Genomic DNA, 18,202 nt, shown 5'->3' with positions numbered 1-18,202 from the left:
GTTATTCATCAATTCGAATGACTTCACCTTGCGGGAAATTCTCAGTTTCTAGTAAGCTACGAATTGCTTTCGCAACGTATTCAGGTGATAGTAGTTTTCCTTCTGCTTTTAGTGCGATAAAGCGGTCTAAATTTATGAAGTCTTCTTTATTTGTTTCACGAATTTGTGCTTGCATACTTGTATCAACAACACCAGGTGCAAATGCGACGATTTTTACTGGATATTCTTTTTCTGTTTCTTCGGTTGCTACGCATTGTGTAAACATATTTACACCAGCTTTCGTTGTACAATAAGCGCCCCATCCAAAATAAGGATTTTTCCCTGCACCAGATGAAATGTTTATAACACGTTTATCTACTTTCCAGTCTTTCGTATGTTTCATGAAAGTAGAAGTAAGGATCATCGGTGCAAGTAAATTAATGTGAACGTTCGTAATGAATTGTTCACTTTCTGCTTTTTCAATTGGCTTCATAGGAGCAACTGTGCCCGCATTATTAATTAAATGAATAGAGGATACATTGTCTTTTTTAATAGATGAAATGATCTCTTTAAAGTTAGTTTCTAAGTTATGTACATCTTGAAGATCTAGGGAATGAAAAACGCAATTGCTGTTATATTGCTGTGCAAGTTTTGTAAGTTCTTTATTTTCTCTTCTAGAAATAGAGATGATGCTCGTGTTTTCTTCTAACAATTGCGCGGCGATTGCCTCGCCTAAACCTTGTGAAGTTCCTGTTACGATAACATAACGCATAGTGCAGTAAGCTCCTCTCGTATGTGCGGAATTTTGTTGGACAACGTACATCCCATAGGTTGTCTACATTTTATAGTATAGAGCACTTTTTACTATAATTGAAATGAGATGATTGTGTGCCTTTTATAAACCGTTTTACAACAACAGTACCTGGTGCCGTCACGTTCACTGGGAACACGTTGGGACTTAGTCCTACATCACCTGCACCAGGTAATATTTTTGGTACACTTGCTGTTTTTACGACAGTAAATACAACGCTGCAAGTACCAGGATTCCCAGCAGGAACAACGAATGACTGGCAATTGAATTCTTCAAGTGCAATTTTAAACCTTCCAGCGGGAAGCAGTGTGTTGTATGCAGAATTAGTTTGGGCTGGTACTTTCCGGACTGATACGGAAGATGTTTTACCATTTTTAAATGATAACATTACATTTACAACGCCAGCAGGGACGTTTTCTGTTACGCCAGATCCTGCTACCGCGCAGCAAGGCTCAGTAGGGAATCAGTTTTATTATGCTCGCTCTGCCAATGTAACGAATCTTGTTAGTGCAGGTGGGGCAGGCACATATACAACAGGTGCCGTGCCAGCTGCAAGAACTTCAGCTGATCCAACAATCAGTCGTTCAGCTGGCTGGACGCTTGAGGTTGTGTATCAAAATGCAAGTTTACCACTTCGGAATTTGTCAGTATATGCGGGGCAAGAAATTATTGATGCTTCATCACCACCAGTTGATGCTGCTATTTCAGGATTTGCTACTCCAGCTACAGGAGCTGTAACAGGAAGAGTGCTCGTAACTGCTCAAGAAGGTGATTCTAACATTGTTGGAGATCAACTTCGCTTTGGGCCGAATGCGAATACTACAGTTGCGTTATTCGGACCGAGAAATCCCGCGAATAATTTCTTTCAGTCACAAATTTGTAATGACAGTGGAAATTTAGATACGAGCGGTACATTTGGAGATTTGAATCAGCCGTTAGGGATAGCTTTGGCTGTCCGAAGACAAGGGTGGGATATTACGAATGTAGATGCCTCCTCATCTTTAGTAAACAATCAAACGTCAGCAACTGTTCGCTTCGTTACAAATGGAGATGGATACGCTGCAGCTGGTTTTGGTGTTCAAATTGATGCGACAGGTCCAATTATTAATCCCGTTAAATCGGTTAATAGAACAGTCGCAGGGGTAGGGGATACTCTCACTTATACGATTACGGTCCCGAATACAGGAACAGGAAGCGCAGAAAACGTTGTATTACGTGATAGTATTCCGAGCGGAACGACGTTTGTTGCAGGTAGTGTAACGGTAGGAGGAGTAACACAGCCGAATGCAAATCCTGCCAATGGAATTAATTTAGGTACAATCCCAAATAACACGCAAAGAGTTGTTACATTTCAAGTACGAATAACATCGTTTCCGAACCCAAACCCTATTCCAAATCGTGCAATGGTTTCATATCAATTCCGTCCTTTCGTCGGTAGTCCACCTATTACAAGTACTTCTTCTTCAAATACAGTACAAACGACAGTAAATCAAGCAACTATAAGTATGCAAAAATCTGTAGATCTACAGACGGCAACGCTTAATGATGTATTAACGTACACGGTTAATGTCACAAATAATGGAAACGTTACTGCAAACAATGTTATTTTTGTTGATAGTATCCCTGCTGGAACAACATTTGTCGCAAATAGCGTTACGGTAAATGGAGTAGCACGTCCAGGAGCGAATCCAGCAAGTAGTATTAATCTAGGAAGTATTAATGCTTCGCAAACGACCGTAGTGCGCTTCCAAGTTCGAGTAACATCGAATCCTCTTGTCAATCCAATTCCGAATCGTGCAAGTGCAACATTTACCTTTACGCCAGTGCCTGGTCAACAACCAGTTTCAGGGCAAGCGACAAGTAATACTGTAGTTACGACAATTAATATAGCTGATATAAGAACGAGAAAAACAGTGGATAGAGCTTTTGCGACAGTGAATGACGTTCTGACGTACACTGTTACAATTGAAAATACAGGAAATGTACTTGCAACGAATGTTGTTTTTCAAGATCCGATCCCAATAGGAACGACTTTTATTACAAATAGTGTGACTGTGGATGGGGTTTCTCAACCTGGGGCAAATCCAGCAACTGGGTTTACAGTAGCAAATATATCTCCCGGCGGAAGTAGGACAGTGACTTTTCAAGTACGAGTGACATCAACGCCATCAGGAGGCACGATTGCGAATCGCGGAAATGTAACTGCTAATTTCGTCGTTATTCCAAATCAACCACCAATAACGATTAATAGACAAACAAATACAGTTGTGACACAAGTTAATACAGGCGGTTTAAATGTAATAAAAGAAGTGAATACAACACAAGCGGCAGTAGGAGACACTTTAACGTACACAATTGCCGTTCAAAATACGGGGAATGTTCCGTTAACAAATGTGTTTTTCCAAGACGCTATTTCTTCCGCTGTTTCATTTGTTGCAAATTCTGTAACAATTAATGGAGTACCGCAAAGTGGATTGGATCCGAATACAGGATTTTCTCTTCCGAATATTCCTGCGGCTCAAACCGTTGTAGTCACATTTGACGTAATAATTGTACAGGATCCAGAAAATGAAGATATTTTAAATCAAGCAAATGTAACAGCAAGTTTTCAAGTGAATCCGAGTGAACCACCAGTAACAATCAATGTTCCGAGTAACATTGTGAATACAACTGTACAATCAGGGAATTTTGAAGTTGTGAAATCAGTAAATACAGATGTTGCGACGGTAGGGGATGTTTTAGTATATACAATCGAAATCATAAACGCGGGTAGTGTATCAGCTACGAATGTATTTTTCCAAGATTCAATTCCACAAGGGACATTATTTATTGAAAACAGTGTATTGGTTAATGGTATTTTACAAGAAGGTGCAGATCCAGAACTTGGATTCCCGTTAAATGATTTGCCTACTGGCGCGAATGTAATTGTTTCATTTGAAGTGTTAATTGATGAAATTCCTCAAGGAAACAATGTTGTAAATAATGCGAATGTAACTGGAGATTTCCTTGTAAATCCAACAGAGCCACCGATTACTGTAACAGAACCAAGTAATACTGTTATGACAGTCGTGAATTCTTCAGGGTTAAATGTAATGAAAAGTGTAAGTGCTACTGAAGCCGGTGTAGGAGATACGTTAACGTATACAGTTCGTATACAAAATAGTGGAACAGTAGCAGCGACAAATGTATCATTCCTTGATCCGATTCCAGTTGGAACTACTTTTGTAGCGAATAGTGTAACAATAAATGGGACACCTCAACCAGGTTTGAACCCGACAACTGGATTTCCACTTGCTAATATTCCAGTAGGAGGAATGGTGACGGTCACTTTTCAAGTGACAATCACGAGTGTACCACCAAATAGAGTTCTTCCGAATAATGCGAATGTCACTGCTGATTTCCAAGTAAGTCCTCTCCAGCCACCAATTACAATTGTAACGATTAGTAATGTTGTTGTGACGCGAGTGAATGTAGGATCACTTAATGTAATGAAGAGTGTAAATACACTACAAGCCGGTGTAGGAGATACGTTAACGTATACGATTCTTATTCAAAATACAGGAACTGTTCCTGCAACGAATATTGTTTTTCAAGATCCAATTCCGTCTGGTACTGCCTTTGTAGCAAATAGTGTGACGATAAATGGAGTCGTACAGCAAGGCGCGGATCCTATGCTAGGTTTCCCGGTACCAAATATTCCGGTCGGGCAAACGGCTACGATTACGTTTCAAGTTACAGTGACGAGTGTTCCGAGCGGTGGAAATATAAGAAACCAATCGAACGTTACTGCAAGTTTTCTTATAAATCCAGCAAACCCTCCAATAACGACTGTTACAAATAGTAATTTTGTAGTGACGCAAGTAAACACAGCACAGTTAAATATACAAAAATCTTCATCTGTACAACAAGCAGCACTTGGAGAAACTTACACGTATTCTGTTGTCATTCGAAATAACGGTACAGTAACAGCAACGAATGTCTCTTTCCTTGATCCAATTGCTTTAGAAACAACTTTTGTAGCAAATAGTGTAACGATAAATGGAACGCCACAACCTGGATTTGACCCAAATGTTGGTTTCCCGCTTCCTAATATTGCAGCTGGAACATCATTGACAGTAACGTTCCAAGTTACGGTAGTTGCACCGTCTACACGTGGAGCAGTATTAAATACAGCATCTGCTACAGCCACTTTCTTATTAAATCCTTTACAGCCACCTGTAACAACAACGAATTCAAGTAATACAACGGTAGTTACAATACCGTTACCTCCTCCTGGTGAAGTAACTGCAACAAAAACAGTTGATGTTGCAACTGGGGCCGTTGGGGATGTATTAACGTATACTGTGCTCATTTCAAACGTAGGAATTATCCCTGTTACAGATGTGTTCTTCCAAGATGTCATACCAGAAGGAACGACGTTTGTTGACAATAGTGTAACGATAGGTGGAGTGCAGCAACTTGGTTTAAATCCAGAAATAGGATTTACAGTTACTCCATTATTAATCGCTGGTGGAAGTATTGAGGTCACATTCCAAGTGACGATTACAGAAATTCCAGATAATGAAGTCATATTAAATGATGCAGATGTTACATTTACTTCACAACCAAATCCGCAGGAACCACCGATTACGGAAACGATATTAACAAATTTAGTCGTTACGACAATTAATATAGCGTTTATTTTTCCATTGAAACTAGTAGATAAAGAAGTAGCGACGGTAGGAGAAATATTAACGTATGATGTATTGATTTTTAATTTCGGAACAGTGCCAGCGACGAATGTTCAATTTATCGATACTACTTCCGCGGGTGTAGCATTTGTACCAGGAAGTGTGAGCATAAACGGGGTACCAGCACCAGGATTAGATCCTTTCATTGGTTTTACAGTTCCAGATATACCTGTCGATGATTTTGTACTTGTCACATATCAGGAAGTGGTTACAAGCATACCAGAAGGTGGAACGATTGTTAATTTTGTAGACGTTACAGCTACATTTGCTGTAAGTGAAACAGAACCGCCTATTACGGAAACAACGACAAGTAATACGACATTAACAGAAATCAATGAGCCTGGTTTGAATGTTTTAAAATCAGTGAGTCAGCCGGTTGTTGCAGTAGGCGATACAATCACATATACAACAGTAGTTCAAAATACAGGAACAGTGCCAGCAACGAATGTTCAATATAGTGATGTATTACCTTCCTCTATAGCATTCGTGCCGAACAGTGTAACGATAGATGGTGTGTTACAACCTGGATTCAATCCGAATAACGGATTCCCGCTTCCAGATATAAATCCAGGTGAAAGTGTAGAAGTCATCTTCCAAGTAACCGTTGTTAGTGCGCCATCAAACGGAACAATTGCCAATACGGCAAATGTAACTGGAAGTTTTGTATTAGTACCAGGAGAACCACCAGTTATAGTAACAGAGCCGAGCAATACAACACTTACAACTGTAAATAGAGGGCAATTTAATGTTATTAAACAAGTAAATAGGGTTGCTACTCTCGTTGGAGATATATTAACGTATACGGTTCAAATAACAAATACAGGAACAGTAACAGCTAATGCTGTTCAGTTTGTTGATACCATTTCAGCAGGAGCGTCATTTGTACCAAATAGTGTAACGATAAATGGAGCCCCGCAACCAAACTTAAATCCGATTACTGGATTTGGAGTTGGAGATATCCCAGTTGGTGAAACAGTTATAGTGACGTTTCAAGCGACAGTTACAAACATCCCGTCATCAGGAACAATTACGAACGTTGCAAATATAACAGGAAGCTTTACTTTAGTGCCAGGAGAACCACCAGTTGTAGTAACAGAGCCGAGTAATACGACGATAACTAGAGTGAATAGAGGACGATTCAGCGTTATAAAATCTGTAAATAAAGAAGCGACACGATTAGGAGATACGTTAACGTATAGTGTGCAAGTTACAAATACGGGAACGGTAACAGCAACGAATGTTCAGTTTATCGATGTTCCATCACCTAGTTTAGAATTCGTTCCTGGAAGTGTACAAATAAATGGGATTCCGCAAGTAGGTTTAGATCCATTTGTAGGCTTTGCATTGCCTGATCTTGCAGTAGGGGATAGTGTATTAATTACATTTGAAGTAAATGTAATCGCAGTTCCGCCTTCTAGTAGCATTATGAATACAGCAAGAGTAACGGGTGATTTCGAATTGATTCCAGGAGAACCTCCGTCTACAATTACAAATTCAAGTAATACGACGGTTACGCCGGTAAATAGAGGCAGCTTAGATATGCTAAAAGAAGTAGACCATTCAGTTGTTGGTGTAGGAGAAACGGTAACGTATACTGTTCGTATATTAAATACTGGTACTGCTGATGCAATGAATGTTCAATTTATCGATGTGCTATCTCAGGAAGCTGATTTCGTTCCAAATAGTGTAACGATAAATGGGATTCCGCAACCGGGGTTAAATCCGCAGATTGGATTTACGATACCTGATATACCAGTTGGTGAGACGGCACTTGTAACATATGAAGCTACGATTACAAGTTTTCCGGATGGTGGTACAGTAGTGAATGTTGCTGGGGCGTTAGCAGAATATATTTTAGTACCAGGGGAGCCGCCAGTTACAGTGATGGATACAAGCAATACAGTTATAGTGACGGTAAATACTGCAATCTTATTTGTTGCAAAAGGAGCAAACTTTGAAGTAGCAATGATAGGGGATGTTGTCACTTACGGAATCGCTGTTATAAATGATAGTACAGTTCCTGTGACCAATATTGTGTTAACAGATATCATTGATCCGAATACGCTATTTATAAATGGTACGGTAACGGTAAATGATGTACCTCTTCCATTTGCTAATCCGAATACTGGTATTCCGTTAGGTGATTTTCAGCCAAATGATGCAGCAATTATTAATTTCCAAGTTGTAATAATAGGTGGGCAAGTAAATAATTTAGTTACAAATACTGCTACAGCGAATGGGCTTGCAATTGTAAATCCGAATGAGCCGCCAGTAGTAGTTGAAGGTGATAGTAATACAGTTGTTATCCCGTTTATTCCTCAAAATGTCTCAACGACAGTCGTAAAAACGGCAGATTTACAGGTAGCAACAATTGGGGATGTCATTACGTTTACGACAGTCATCACAAATACGGGTGATACTGTAATGCAAAATATTCGTTTTCAAGATATGTTAGATAGTAGTGTTCGATTTGTTCCTGGAAGTGTAACGGTTGATAATACGCCAGTGCCGAATGTAAGCCCGGCAGTAGGGTTTCTTATCGGAAGTTTAAATCCTGGTGAAGCAAGGACAGTTTCGTTCCAAGTAGCAGTACAGAGCGCACCAAATGGTTCAGGAAATTATATAAATCAAGCGAGTATTCGTTTTGAACATCAAGTAGGCACAGTATTGCCACCTGTTACACAAATAGTAGAAAGTAACATAGTTGTCATTCCATTTGTTCCAACGATTGAACAAATTTGCGAAACAAACTTTAATTGCTTAGATAAGATTCCATTTCAATGTTCTCCGTGTAATCATTTGCATGGACATAAAAAATAAAAACAGAAAGAGCATCCTGAAAAATAATTGGATGCTCTTTTTGTTTTAATCATATAGATTCATTTTCGGGCGAGGTAAAAAATTCGTTGATTTTGTTGGAAAGTAGAAATGGAATGGCTCCTTTTATAACAGAAATATCCCAATCCCACCATGCGAGATTCTCTAGTTTTTCAATCGTTTCTTGCGGGAAACGATATCGAACAAATTTTGCAGGATTACCAGCTACAATTGCATATGGCGGTACGTCTTTTGTAACAACACTCTTTGCACCAATGATGGCCCCGTTACCAATTGTAACACCAGATAAAATGCAGGATTGATAACCGATCCATACATCATTGCCAACTACAATATCCCCTTTTGAAGAAGGGTGACCAGTAATATGTGCTCCTTCATTGAAGAGAGCGTTAAATGGATAAGTCGTTATCCAGTCCGCGCGATGTTCACCACCAAGTATGAAAACGACTTCTTCTCCTAATGAACAAAACTTACCTATTTTTAATTTTGTTTCATCATTCCAAGAAAAAATGGTTGGACCTACTTTACTATAAGTATAATCACCAATATCATATTTATTATATTCAGGTTTTTGATTTAAAAATAACATAACAAATTTAGCATCCTCTCTAAAGCAAGTAATGGATATGGAACATTATATGCAACTTGGAATAAGTCGAACTGTGTTGTATGAATTGGTAATGCACAAATAAAGTAGTAGGCGCAACGAATAAAAAAGGAGTGGAATGAATGATATACGAAATGGGATTATATAATAAACCTTTTCAGTCAATTCTATCAGGAAAAAAAGTATATGAAGTACGTTTATACGATGCAAAACGTCAACTTATAAAACGAGGCGATCATATTGTATTTACGAACGTTACGACAGAGGAAACGATGACTGTAAAAGTAATGGAAATAAACCGATACGAAAGCTTTAAAGCAATGTACGAACAAATTGATAAAAAATTATTGGATTGTGAAAATGATAGCTTAGAGGAAATGCTAGAAAGTACATACAAAATATATACGAAAGAACAAGAACAAAAGTGGGGAACAGTGGCGATTCGTATTGAGGTAATAAAATGATAAGAAATCGCGGCGCAGCTATCATCGTGCAGGGAGGGAAAATTGCTCTTATAAAACGTATTCGAAAAGGTGAAACATATTATGTTTTTCCAGGCGGAGGAATTGAGGAAGGAGAAATACCTGAAGAGGCAACGAAGCGAGAGGCTTATGAAGAGTTAGGGGTACATATAGAAGTGGAGCACCTTTGGAGTATAAGGATACGGAGTATTATTTTAACGCCCGTATTATAGGTGGAGTTTTCGGAAGTGGTAAAGCTGAAGAATTTGAACTGAAAGATAGAGGAAGTTATATTCCGTTATGGTTGCCGATACAAGAGTTGGAAGAAGTGAATATAAAACCGTATGAAGTGGTCGGAAGTATATTCAATCATTATAAAAAGTAAGGTCTGACAACATACAAAAAAAACCATTGACATAGCCTTCTGATTTAAGTATTGTATTCGAGTATGTTTATAATCAGGAGGTTTATATGAGCAATCAAACAACTACACATCATGTGAAAATGACAACAGCGGATCCATCTGGAATTGGTCTATTTGGATTAGCGATGGTAACACTTGTAGCATCATCTCAAAAGTTAGGCTTAACAGATGGCGTTTCTCTTGTATTACCGTGGGCAATCTTTTTAGGAGGATTTGCACAAATCTTTGCGTGCATTCACGATGCAAAGCATAACAATACGTTCGGTACAACAGCATTCGGTGCGTACGGCCTATTTTGGTTAGGTGTTGGAATGACTTGGTTAATTCAACTTGGAGTATTTGGCGAAAAATTAGCACAAGCTGCAGATTCAAAACAGCTTGGGGTAGCCTTTATCGGATATTTAATTTTCACAATCTTTATGACAATTGGTGCAATGGAAACACATAAAGTATTATTTATGATTTTCGTCCTTATTGATTTCTTATTTATCGGTCTTTCATTAAGTACTTTAGGTGTTATGCCGCATGCAATGCATAATTTAGCAGCATATTCTGAACTTCTTATTTCATTATTATCTTTCTATGGTTCAGCAGCAGCAGTGTTAAATACACACTTCGGAAAAGTTGTTTTACCAGTTGGAAAGCCGTTTGGTATTTTTAAAAAGTAATAAAAAAGCACAGATGATTGTATAGTCATCTGTGCTTTTTTGTGCGGTAAATAGAAATAATAAAAAATATAATTGAAATTGATTCTCATTATTAATATAATGAGAATGAGAATCATTTATTGTAAGAGGGGGATGCCGAAGTGGCGAAAATTTTAATAGCTTATGCAAGTATGTCAGGAAATACAGAGAGTATTGCTGATTTAATTAAAGTTAGTTTAGATGCTTTTGATCATGAAGTAGTATTGCAAGAGATGGAAGGCATGGATGCTGAAGAATTATTAGCTTATGATGGAATCATTTTAGGATCTTATACGTGGGGTGATGGTGAACTACCATTTGAAGCGGAAGATTTCCATGATGACTTAGAAAATATAGATTTATCAGGGAAAAAAGTAGCGGTATTCGGATCAGGAGATACGGCGTATGAACTGTTTTGTGAAGCGGTAACGATATTTGAAGAGAAACTTGTAGAACGCGGTGCAGAGCTTGTACAAGAAGGATTGAAAATTGAATTAGCTTCAGAAGATGAAGAGGATGTTGAAAAATGCAGTAATTTTGCAATTGCATTTGCTGAGAAGTTCTAAGAATGGGAGTGTCAACGTGGAGACGATGTTAAGTGCGACCGCTATTACAAAGTTAAGAGATGGAAAGCTTATATTAGCTACTACATATAATGGTTTATTTATTGAACAAGACGGAGAATGGAAACAAATTTTACATGGTTTTCAAAAACGAATTAGGGATTTACATAGCGAAGATAATGTAGTGTATGGTGTAGGTGACGAAGGAATTTTTATTCGTAGTATGAATGGTGGAGAGAACTGGACGGTTCAGCGTTTTCCAACAAAAGCAACGAGTTGGAATGTGTGTAGTAATGTACAAGGAACTGTCATTGCTCATGGAGATAAAACGTTGTATCATTCTAATGATTTTGGTTCGACATGGGAAACTATTCATCCATTTCTTGAGTATGGTGGCGGGGCACCATCTATTCGATCGTTGTTTTTATATAAACATTACTTATTTATCGGTACGAAAATACATGCTAAATATGGTGGTGTTTGGCTCTTAAATTTGGAGACACGTAAATTAAAGAGGATTAAAATCGTGATGAATCAGATGATCTCGGCGTTGACTTTACACAATTCTTATTTAGTAGCAGCCAGTGGATCATGCAAGGGGATTAGCGGGAATATCTCTTTTTGTAAAATAGATGAAAGTATTGAGAATGAAAAAACATATTGGCACACATGTCAAAGCGAGCAGAAAGCAAGTAGCTATTTAGACTTAAGTGTAGATCAACATGTGCTATATACAACATCAACGCAAAATAAGGCGGGGATTAGTACTGTTTGTCGTGTACTTTTAGAAGAAGGAATTGTTACAGTATGTGACTCAGTTAAAGGGCATGGCTGGCGCATCGTTAACGAAAAAGAAGGCTATGTTGTAGCTGGATCAGGTGAATCAAAAGCGATGCAGTGGAAGAAAAAAGTTGTATAGTAAAAAAAACTTTGCTTTTATTATATTGATATGATATATTATATTTAAACCATTTTACTTTTAATAATATAGAGATTTAAATGAGCTGTAACTTCCGAGGAGGATAGCAATGTTAAATCTCCTCAGAGTTGCAGTTTTTTTAATGTCTGACTTATTTTTGTAAAGTGGTTGAAAATGAATATGTACATATAGGTACATTGTAGGAGGATTTTTTAAATGCAAAACGGTAAAGTAAAATGGTTTAACTCAGAAAAAGGTTTCGGATTCATCGAAGTTGAAGGCGGAGAAGACGTATTCGTTCATTTCTCAGCTATCCAAGGCGAAGGCTTCAAAACTTTAGAAGAAGGTCAAGAAGTTACTTTCGAAGTAGAACAAGGTAACCGTGGACCTCAAGCTACTAACGTTAACAAGAAGTAATTACGGAAAAAGAAGGGCTTGCCCTTCTTTTTTTTTGCATTTTTATTGAATAACCTCCTATGATAGCATAATGAGATTGAATTTTCGTTTTTTTGACGAAGTATTACATGCATAAAGTGTATGAATAAATGAATACTGAAAATAAAGTATGAGTGTGAAAAGGAATGTAGAAAGAGGTAAATAAATTGGAAAACGCTACACATTTTATTGTGTTTGATATAGAGAGAAATTTCAGGCCGTATAAATCAGACGATCCGTCAGAGATAGTTGATATCGGAGCTGTAAAAATAGAAGCCAGTACAATGAAGGTAATTGGAGAATTTTCGGAGTTAGTAAAACCGGGTGCTAGGCTTACTCGTCATACGACAAAATTAACAGGGATTACAAAGAAAGATTTAATGGGTGTAGAAAAATTCCCGCAAATTATAGAGAAATTTATTCAGTTTATCGGAGAAGATTCTATATTTGTTTCATGGGGAAGGGAAGATTATCGCTTTCTAACTCATGATTGTACGTTGCACGGCGTAGAATGCCCAACTATGGAAAAAGAGAGAAAATTTGATTTGCAGAAATTTGTTTTCCAAGCGTATGAAGAATTATTTGAGCATACACCAAGTTTACAATTCGCAGTAGAACAGCTCGGTTTAACATGGGAAGGAAAGCAGCACAGAGCTTTAGCAGATGCTGAGAATACAGCCAAGATACTTCTTAAAGTATATAGTGAGAGAGATATTTATAAACGGTACAAAAGACACGGTGAGCTTGAACTTGTAGAGAACGGAAAACTAACAGAAAAAGCGAAAAAAAAGATGCGAAAATGGGTATTTAAAGAAATGAGAAAAAATACAGAGCGTCCTTTCGTTTGGAGTACATTTGAAAGTAGTGACACATGGGAAAATATAACGGAAAGATACTATATAAGCGAATCTACAATAAAACTATTGAAAAAGCATTTTCCTACTGCGGTTCGAAAAGCGGAAAAGCAGATTAAGTATTTGGCTGAGATGGAGAAGAATGCAGAGGTTCAATGACATTCTTCTTTATTTCTAGCTACATAAATGTAACGTCATTGTATGTATAGATGAATAAAATATTCATATTAAATAGCAATTGATTTGTTGTAATGCGGTCATTATAATTACTTTGAAAATTAAGGTGTATTAATGATTAAAATCGAAGAGTAAGATAAGAGTTTTATATAGGGAGGTGTGATAGTGATAGACTTAGATATTAAAGACGTCAACGTACAGATGGAATTAAACGGAGTCTTTTGGAATGAGGATGGAATTGCTGAAATGACGGTGACTACAAAAGAAGAGCATTCTCTTCTTCTTCGTCTAGTAGTTGACTTAGAAAGTAAAACGATTAGGGCGACAAGTGCCGAAATAGTGAATGGGTTTTGCCCTCTGTGCAAACAGAAAAGGGACGAATGTAGTGAACTTAATGACTTACAAAATAAAATGGGAATTTTAGAAGAAGCCTACGATTGGGTGAGAGAGCATCCGGAATATCGTTTTCAATTATCTTTTTACGAATACAATAAGTTTGAGGTAATGAAATGAAATTTTCACTTGAACAACATACATAGTGACTAAAAGAAAACATAAAAAATTTATAGACGGACTTGTCCAACTAGAAATATTGAAGTAAGTCCTTCTAATGGAAATACGCTTGTGCAATAAGGAAGTAATCTACTTGATTCTGTAACAAATGTCCTCTTGGATCAAAAATAAGCATATATTGTTATAAAAAACCGATTCTTAGTAGAATCGGTTTTTTATATAACTTTCAACTATGTCCCAAATAAAAGAGCGCTTGTTCATAGCGCTCAGTAAAAATAGTTAAATGGAAGCAGTTATTCAATCCCGTTCGGATTATAAGAATACTGCTGCTTATTTTCAATCCGCTCAATCACATCTTGCAACTCATCTGGCTTCAGAAACTCAATTGGAGAGAAGCCTTTCTCAAACGTAAGTGTATCAGCCTCAATCATTAATACGTATCGGTCATTTACCTTTGCGATATGTATTTGATCCCCAAAATCAGCAAGCAGGGCCTTCACAGAGATATGGTCTGCTTTTAGCTTTAATTCCACTTCAGGAGCGTGCTCGACGATTTGAGCAGTAGCTTCCATTACTTCTTCGGTTGAAAATTGTTCCATAATCTCACGTTTTGGACTGGCAGCCCATACTTCCATTGCTTGGTCGAATTGTTCGCGTTCTTCCGTACCTTCTTCAAATACATCTTCAATTTGGTCGTATACCATGTCCATTACTTGTGTTTTCATAATTTCAGGCATAGAGCGTTCGTATTCGACGAATTTTAAGAAGTCCTCAAAATAACGGGCATGTGATGCTTGGTGAATTTTTAGTTCGCCCACTTCGACCATGCCTTCTTCAGGCATGTACGGATATTGGATAGATTTCATGTTTTTTGTTGTGATGGCCATTTCAACGTTACGAATCAGTGTAGATTCATCTGAAATAGAAGCAACTTTCGGTTCAAAGTCACATTTCATAACGAAAACGAATGGATCATCAAAGTATTTACGTAGTTTTGCTTGCGCAATTAAAAATACACCACCGCGTACAGCACTTGTGTCAAGATATGTATAAACGAGTGGTTCACTCATATCTTTGAAGTTTTCCTTCGTTTCTGCAAAGCGAATGCGATTAAATAGGTTGTAATGAGGGTTTGAATCAAGTTCGTGCCCTTCTTCTACAATGAAGCGACCGATCTTTGTCGGAGCTTGTTCTGTTTTCGCATGACGTTCTACTTTTCGCTTTGAAATTTTTAATAATTCTCCATTCAAAAACTCTTTTAAGGAGCTATCTTCATACTCTTCAGCGTCTAATGTTTGAAAATGTTTGTAACGTTTATCGACAGCTTCACCTTTTCCTTCTACTTGTACAACATAAAAGGAAAGATAATTTATTTCAAAATCCATATTTATCACCTTGTTTCATTTCATTAACTCTTATCAGTATAGAGATGGAAAAAACTTTCGTCAATTTATATAAGGAAGGGGGAGCCCCTTCCTTCATATATTTTTTATTTTCGAAATTAAAATCCGTCTTCTAATGCTGAAAATGGAATGTTTAGTCTGTTTTCTATTGTACGTAAACGTTGGTTTAAGCGGTTTAATCTACGTGTATGACGCTCGACTGTGTTTTCTAATTGACGTACTCTTTGCTCAAGCTCATTTACTCGTCTTTCTAGTTGACGGTTTCCAGCACCAGGAAAAGAGATTGGAAGTTGGAATTGTCGAGTTTGATCATATGGATTAACTTGTTCTGCTGAATCTATATATTGTTGGTATTGTGCTTGTAAATCATATTGAGGTTGATAAACATTTTGGTTATATGGATCGTATGGATTGTAGGGGTACATAAAAACATCCTCCATTTCTTTAAAATAGGTTAATTCACCATAATGTATGTGTAAAAGGTGAGTGTGGCACGGCAAATACCTATTTATGTTCACAGGATGTTCCTTTATAAATAAGAATATAGAGTTCTTACATTTGTATTCCGTTTGTTTTATGGTATATACTGGATAATAGGGAGAGGTTACGTAAAGGTTACAATTCTATCAAACTCAAACTTTTATGTAAATATGTATAGACATTTGGAAAAGAAAAGAGTAATTTATATAGAGTAAAAAATAACTTGTAACATTTTATAAATATATTGTAAAATGATTGTAACAAAACATACATAAAAATGAAATAATACATAAAAGTAATATTGGGAAAAAGGGGAGAGTATATTGTTCCGTAAAGTAAAGGGTATATTAGTTGGGGTATTATGTGTAGCTATAGTAAGTGGTTGTGGCACAAAAGTAAGTGATGTTGCATTAGTAAGTGATATTGGTGGCCACACGGTAGAGGCTAAAGCAGAAGTACAGGATTCTATTAGTTTAGTAGATGGTCGTACAGGTACAGAAGTGAAAAAGCTAGATTTATCAAGTCTAGGTTATTTTGAAGACGAAGCAAAATTTAAAAAATCAGTGACGAAGGTTGCTAGCGAAGTTGGGAAAAGCGTAGACAAAAAGATGGTTCCATCACGTGTAGCACCTGATGGAAGTTGGCAAGAAGGAAAACCTTCTTATGAATTAATGGAAAAAGAATTAGTAGATAAATTATTAAACGTTGGTATGTGGGATTCTTCATATCAATTACCTATTGTTGAGAAAAAGCCTACTGCAACATTAAGTGATGCACAAGGAAGTGGCACGGTAATTGGTAGATATGAAACGAATTTAGGTGGCTCAGCAGGTGGCCGAATTGAGAATATTCGTTTGTCAGCAGCGAGTATAAATGGAGTTGTATTAGCAAAAGGAGACCGTTTCTCTTTCAATGCATTAATTGGTGATACAACACCGGATAAAGGATATCAATTAGGAAAAGAAATAGTAGATGGTAAGTTAGTAGATGGATATGGCGGCGGTGTTTGTCAAACATCATCAACATTATACAATGCAGCAGATCAAGCTGGTTTGAAAATGGTAGAGAGAACGACACATTCTAAAACGGTAGGTTACGTTCCACAAGGAAGAGATGCTACAATTGCTTATCCATACTTAGACTTAGTGTTTGAAAACACGAATGATGCACCAGTGAAACTTTATATGGGCATTCAGGGTGGAAAATTAGTTGCTGAAGTACATAAAATGAAATAAGAGTTAAAAAGTCACCTCTTCTGAAAGTTAGAAGAAGTGGCTTTTTTATTATGAAAATGAAAATGTGTATAAATTCTGACTTTTCTTATTTACATAGGATAATTTTAGTTGTATCCTTCATAGTAACGGTTATATGAAATAGGAAAATATAGGGATAAGGAGATGGAGTTATTCATGATACAAATTCATCCGAAAACACGTATTGGGCATGTGGAATTTAAAGTGATAGATTTAGAGCGTCAAATTGCTTTTTATGAGAATGTAGTAGGCTTAGAAGTAATTAAACAAGAGGCGAATAAAGCACATTTAGCTGGAAAAGGCGGTAAAAATACATTACTTGTTCTTGAAAAGTTAGAGGGTGGGGTACTGCAAGAGCCGCGTGCGACTGGTATATATCATATAGCCTTTTTAGTTCCGACTCGTGAGGCTTTTGCTTCGGCGTTATTTGGTGTGATTCGTAATAAGAACGTAATTGATAGCCCGGCTGAGCAAGAAGGACGTTATACATATTCAAATGAAATTTTACCAATTTCAAGGTTTAATAGTGCAAGTGATCATACGTATAGCGAAGCGTTTTATTTACAAGATTTAGAGGGGAATGGTATTGAAATTTATGCAGACCGTCCGCGTGATCAATGGGGAGAAGGACCAGGAGGAAGTACGCCGCTAGATTTAAAAGAACTGGCAACACTCGTTGATTATGAATTTGATGGATTACCTGCTAATACTGTCGTTGGGCACGTACATTTACGAATAGCTGATGTAGAGAAGTCACACGAGTTTTATGTAGAGACAGTAGGATTTGAAGTGCAACAACGCGAAGATGACTGCTTATTCATTTCTGCAGGAGGATATCATCACCATATCGGTGCAAATACGTGGAACGGAGTAAATAATCCACATCCACCAGCACATGCAACTGGAATTAAAGTATATACAATTGTATTACCGCATAAAGAAGCGTTAGTTGAAGTGAAAGAAAGATTAATAGAAAAACAACATAAAGTAAACGAAAGTACAAAGGGATTTACTGTAGTAGACCCAAGCGGTATTACAGTGCGGTTTGAAATAGAAGAATTATAAAAAA

General features: G+C 37.2%; 14 protein-coding genes and 1 pseudogene. 11 read left to right on the top strand and 4 right to left on the bottom strand.

The features are described 5' to 3' along the window. Position 1: 1 nt before the first annotated feature. Positions 2 to 751, bottom strand: a complete 750-nt coding sequence (locus tag VF726_RS19100; protein WP_440171176.1) for a (S)-benzoin forming benzil reductase — start codon at positions 749 to 751, stop codon at positions 2 to 4. A gap of 116 nt (positions 752 to 867) precedes the next feature. Between VF726_RS19100 and VF726_RS19095 the strand changes: the two genes are divergently transcribed. After that, positions 868 to 8,340, top strand: coding sequence for a DUF7507 domain-containing protein (locus VF726_RS19095; protein ID WP_440171174.1), 7,473 nt, complete (start codon positions 868 to 870; stop codon positions 8,338 to 8,340). A 49-nt stretch (positions 8,341 to 8,389) separates the two neighbouring features. Here the strand turns inward: VF726_RS19095 and VF726_RS19090 are convergent, their stop codons facing one another. Further along, positions 8,390 to 8,947 (bottom strand): CatB-related O-acetyltransferase, encoded by a 558-nt coding sequence (locus VF726_RS19090; protein WP_440171172.1) that lies wholly within the window; start codon positions 8,945 to 8,947, stop codon positions 8,390 to 8,392. A 140-nt stretch (positions 8,948 to 9,087) separates the two neighbouring features. Between VF726_RS19090 and VF726_RS19085 the strand changes: the two genes are divergently transcribed. The 8 genes and pseudogenes from VF726_RS19085 (at position 9,088) to VF726_RS19050 (ending at position 13,997) form a co-directional block, all read left to right on the top strand. After that, positions 9,088 to 9,429, top strand: coding sequence for an ASCH domain-containing protein (locus VF726_RS19085; RefSeq protein WP_286119837.1), 342 nt, complete (start codon positions 9,088 to 9,090; stop codon positions 9,427 to 9,429). Then, a pseudogene (locus tag VF726_RS19080) lies at positions 9,426 to 9,811 on the top strand (NUDIX hydrolase). Before VF726_RS19085 ends, VF726_RS19080 begins: the two are co-directional and overlap by 4 nt. Before the next feature lie 86 nt (positions 9,812 to 9,897). Beyond that, on the top strand, positions 9,898 to 10,518 hold the full coding sequence (locus VF726_RS19075) for an acetate uptake transporter (RefSeq protein ID WP_000070938.1): 621 nt from the start codon (positions 9,898 to 9,900) through the stop codon (positions 10,516 to 10,518). Between the two features lie 140 nt (positions 10,519 to 10,658). Further along, entirely contained in the window at positions 10,659 to 11,102 is a 444-nt protein-coding gene (locus VF726_RS19070; RefSeq protein ID WP_440171169.1) for a flavodoxin, read from the top strand. Positions 11,103 to 11,118: 16 nt separating this feature from the next. Further along, the gene (locus tag VF726_RS19065; RefSeq protein ID WP_440171167.1) at positions 11,119 to 12,018 is read left to right on the top strand and encodes a WD40/YVTN/BNR-like repeat-containing protein; all 900 of its coding nucleotides are present in this window, start codon (positions 11,119 to 11,121) and stop codon (positions 12,016 to 12,018) included. Positions 12,019 to 12,234: 216 nt separating this feature from the next. Continuing rightward, a complete protein-coding gene (gene cspB, locus VF726_RS19060) occupies positions 12,235 to 12,435 on the top strand; it encodes a cold shock-like protein CspB (protein WP_001179150.1) in 201 nt (66 codons plus the stop codon). Positions 12,436 to 12,620: 185 nt separating this feature from the next. Further along, positions 12,621 to 13,466: an exonuclease gene (locus VF726_RS19055; protein ID WP_440171163.1), complete on the top strand. Its 846-nt coding sequence runs from the start codon at positions 12,621 to 12,623 to the stop codon at positions 13,464 to 13,466. 183 nt (positions 13,467 to 13,649) lie between these two features. Further along, a complete protein-coding gene (locus VF726_RS19050; RefSeq protein ID WP_440171161.1) occupies positions 13,650 to 13,997 on the top strand; it encodes a hypothetical protein in 348 nt (115 codons plus the stop codon). A gap of 293 nt (positions 13,998 to 14,290) precedes the next feature. Here the strand turns inward: VF726_RS19050 and VF726_RS19045 are convergent, their stop codons facing one another. Next, on the bottom strand, positions 14,291 to 15,382 hold the full coding sequence (locus VF726_RS19045) for a DUF3900 domain-containing protein (protein WP_440171159.1): 1,092 nt from the start codon (positions 15,380 to 15,382) through the stop codon (positions 14,291 to 14,293). 116 nt (positions 15,383 to 15,498) lie between these two features. After that, complete coding sequence (locus VF726_RS19040) at positions 15,499 to 15,840, bottom strand: hypothetical protein (RefSeq protein ID WP_440171427.1); 342 nt, start codon at positions 15,838 to 15,840, stop codon at positions 15,499 to 15,501. 363 nt (positions 15,841 to 16,203) lie between these two features. On the opposite strand from VF726_RS19040, the gene VF726_RS19035 reads away from it, so the two are divergent. Together VF726_RS19035 and VF726_RS19030 are read left to right on the top strand one after the other, a co-directional pair. Beyond that, positions 16,204 to 17,115 (top strand): VanW family protein, encoded by a 912-nt coding sequence (locus VF726_RS19035; RefSeq protein WP_440171156.1) that lies wholly within the window; start codon positions 16,204 to 16,206, stop codon positions 17,113 to 17,115. Positions 17,116 to 17,289: 174 nt separating this feature from the next. Further along, the gene (locus VF726_RS19030) at positions 17,290 to 18,198 is read left to right on the top strand and encodes a VOC family protein (protein ID WP_440171153.1); all 909 of its coding nucleotides are present in this window, start codon (positions 17,290 to 17,292) and stop codon (positions 18,196 to 18,198) included. The last annotated feature ends 4 nt before the right edge of the window (positions 18,199 to 18,202 follow it).

The sequence above is a fragment of the Bacillus sp. Brlt_9 genome (assembly GCF_051948935.1).
Classification (GTDB): Bacteria; Bacillota; Bacilli; order Bacillales; family Bacillaceae_G; genus Bacillus_A.
The sequence above is the reverse complement of the archived record's forward strand: the minus strand, read 5'-3'. Positions and strand labels throughout refer to the sequence as shown.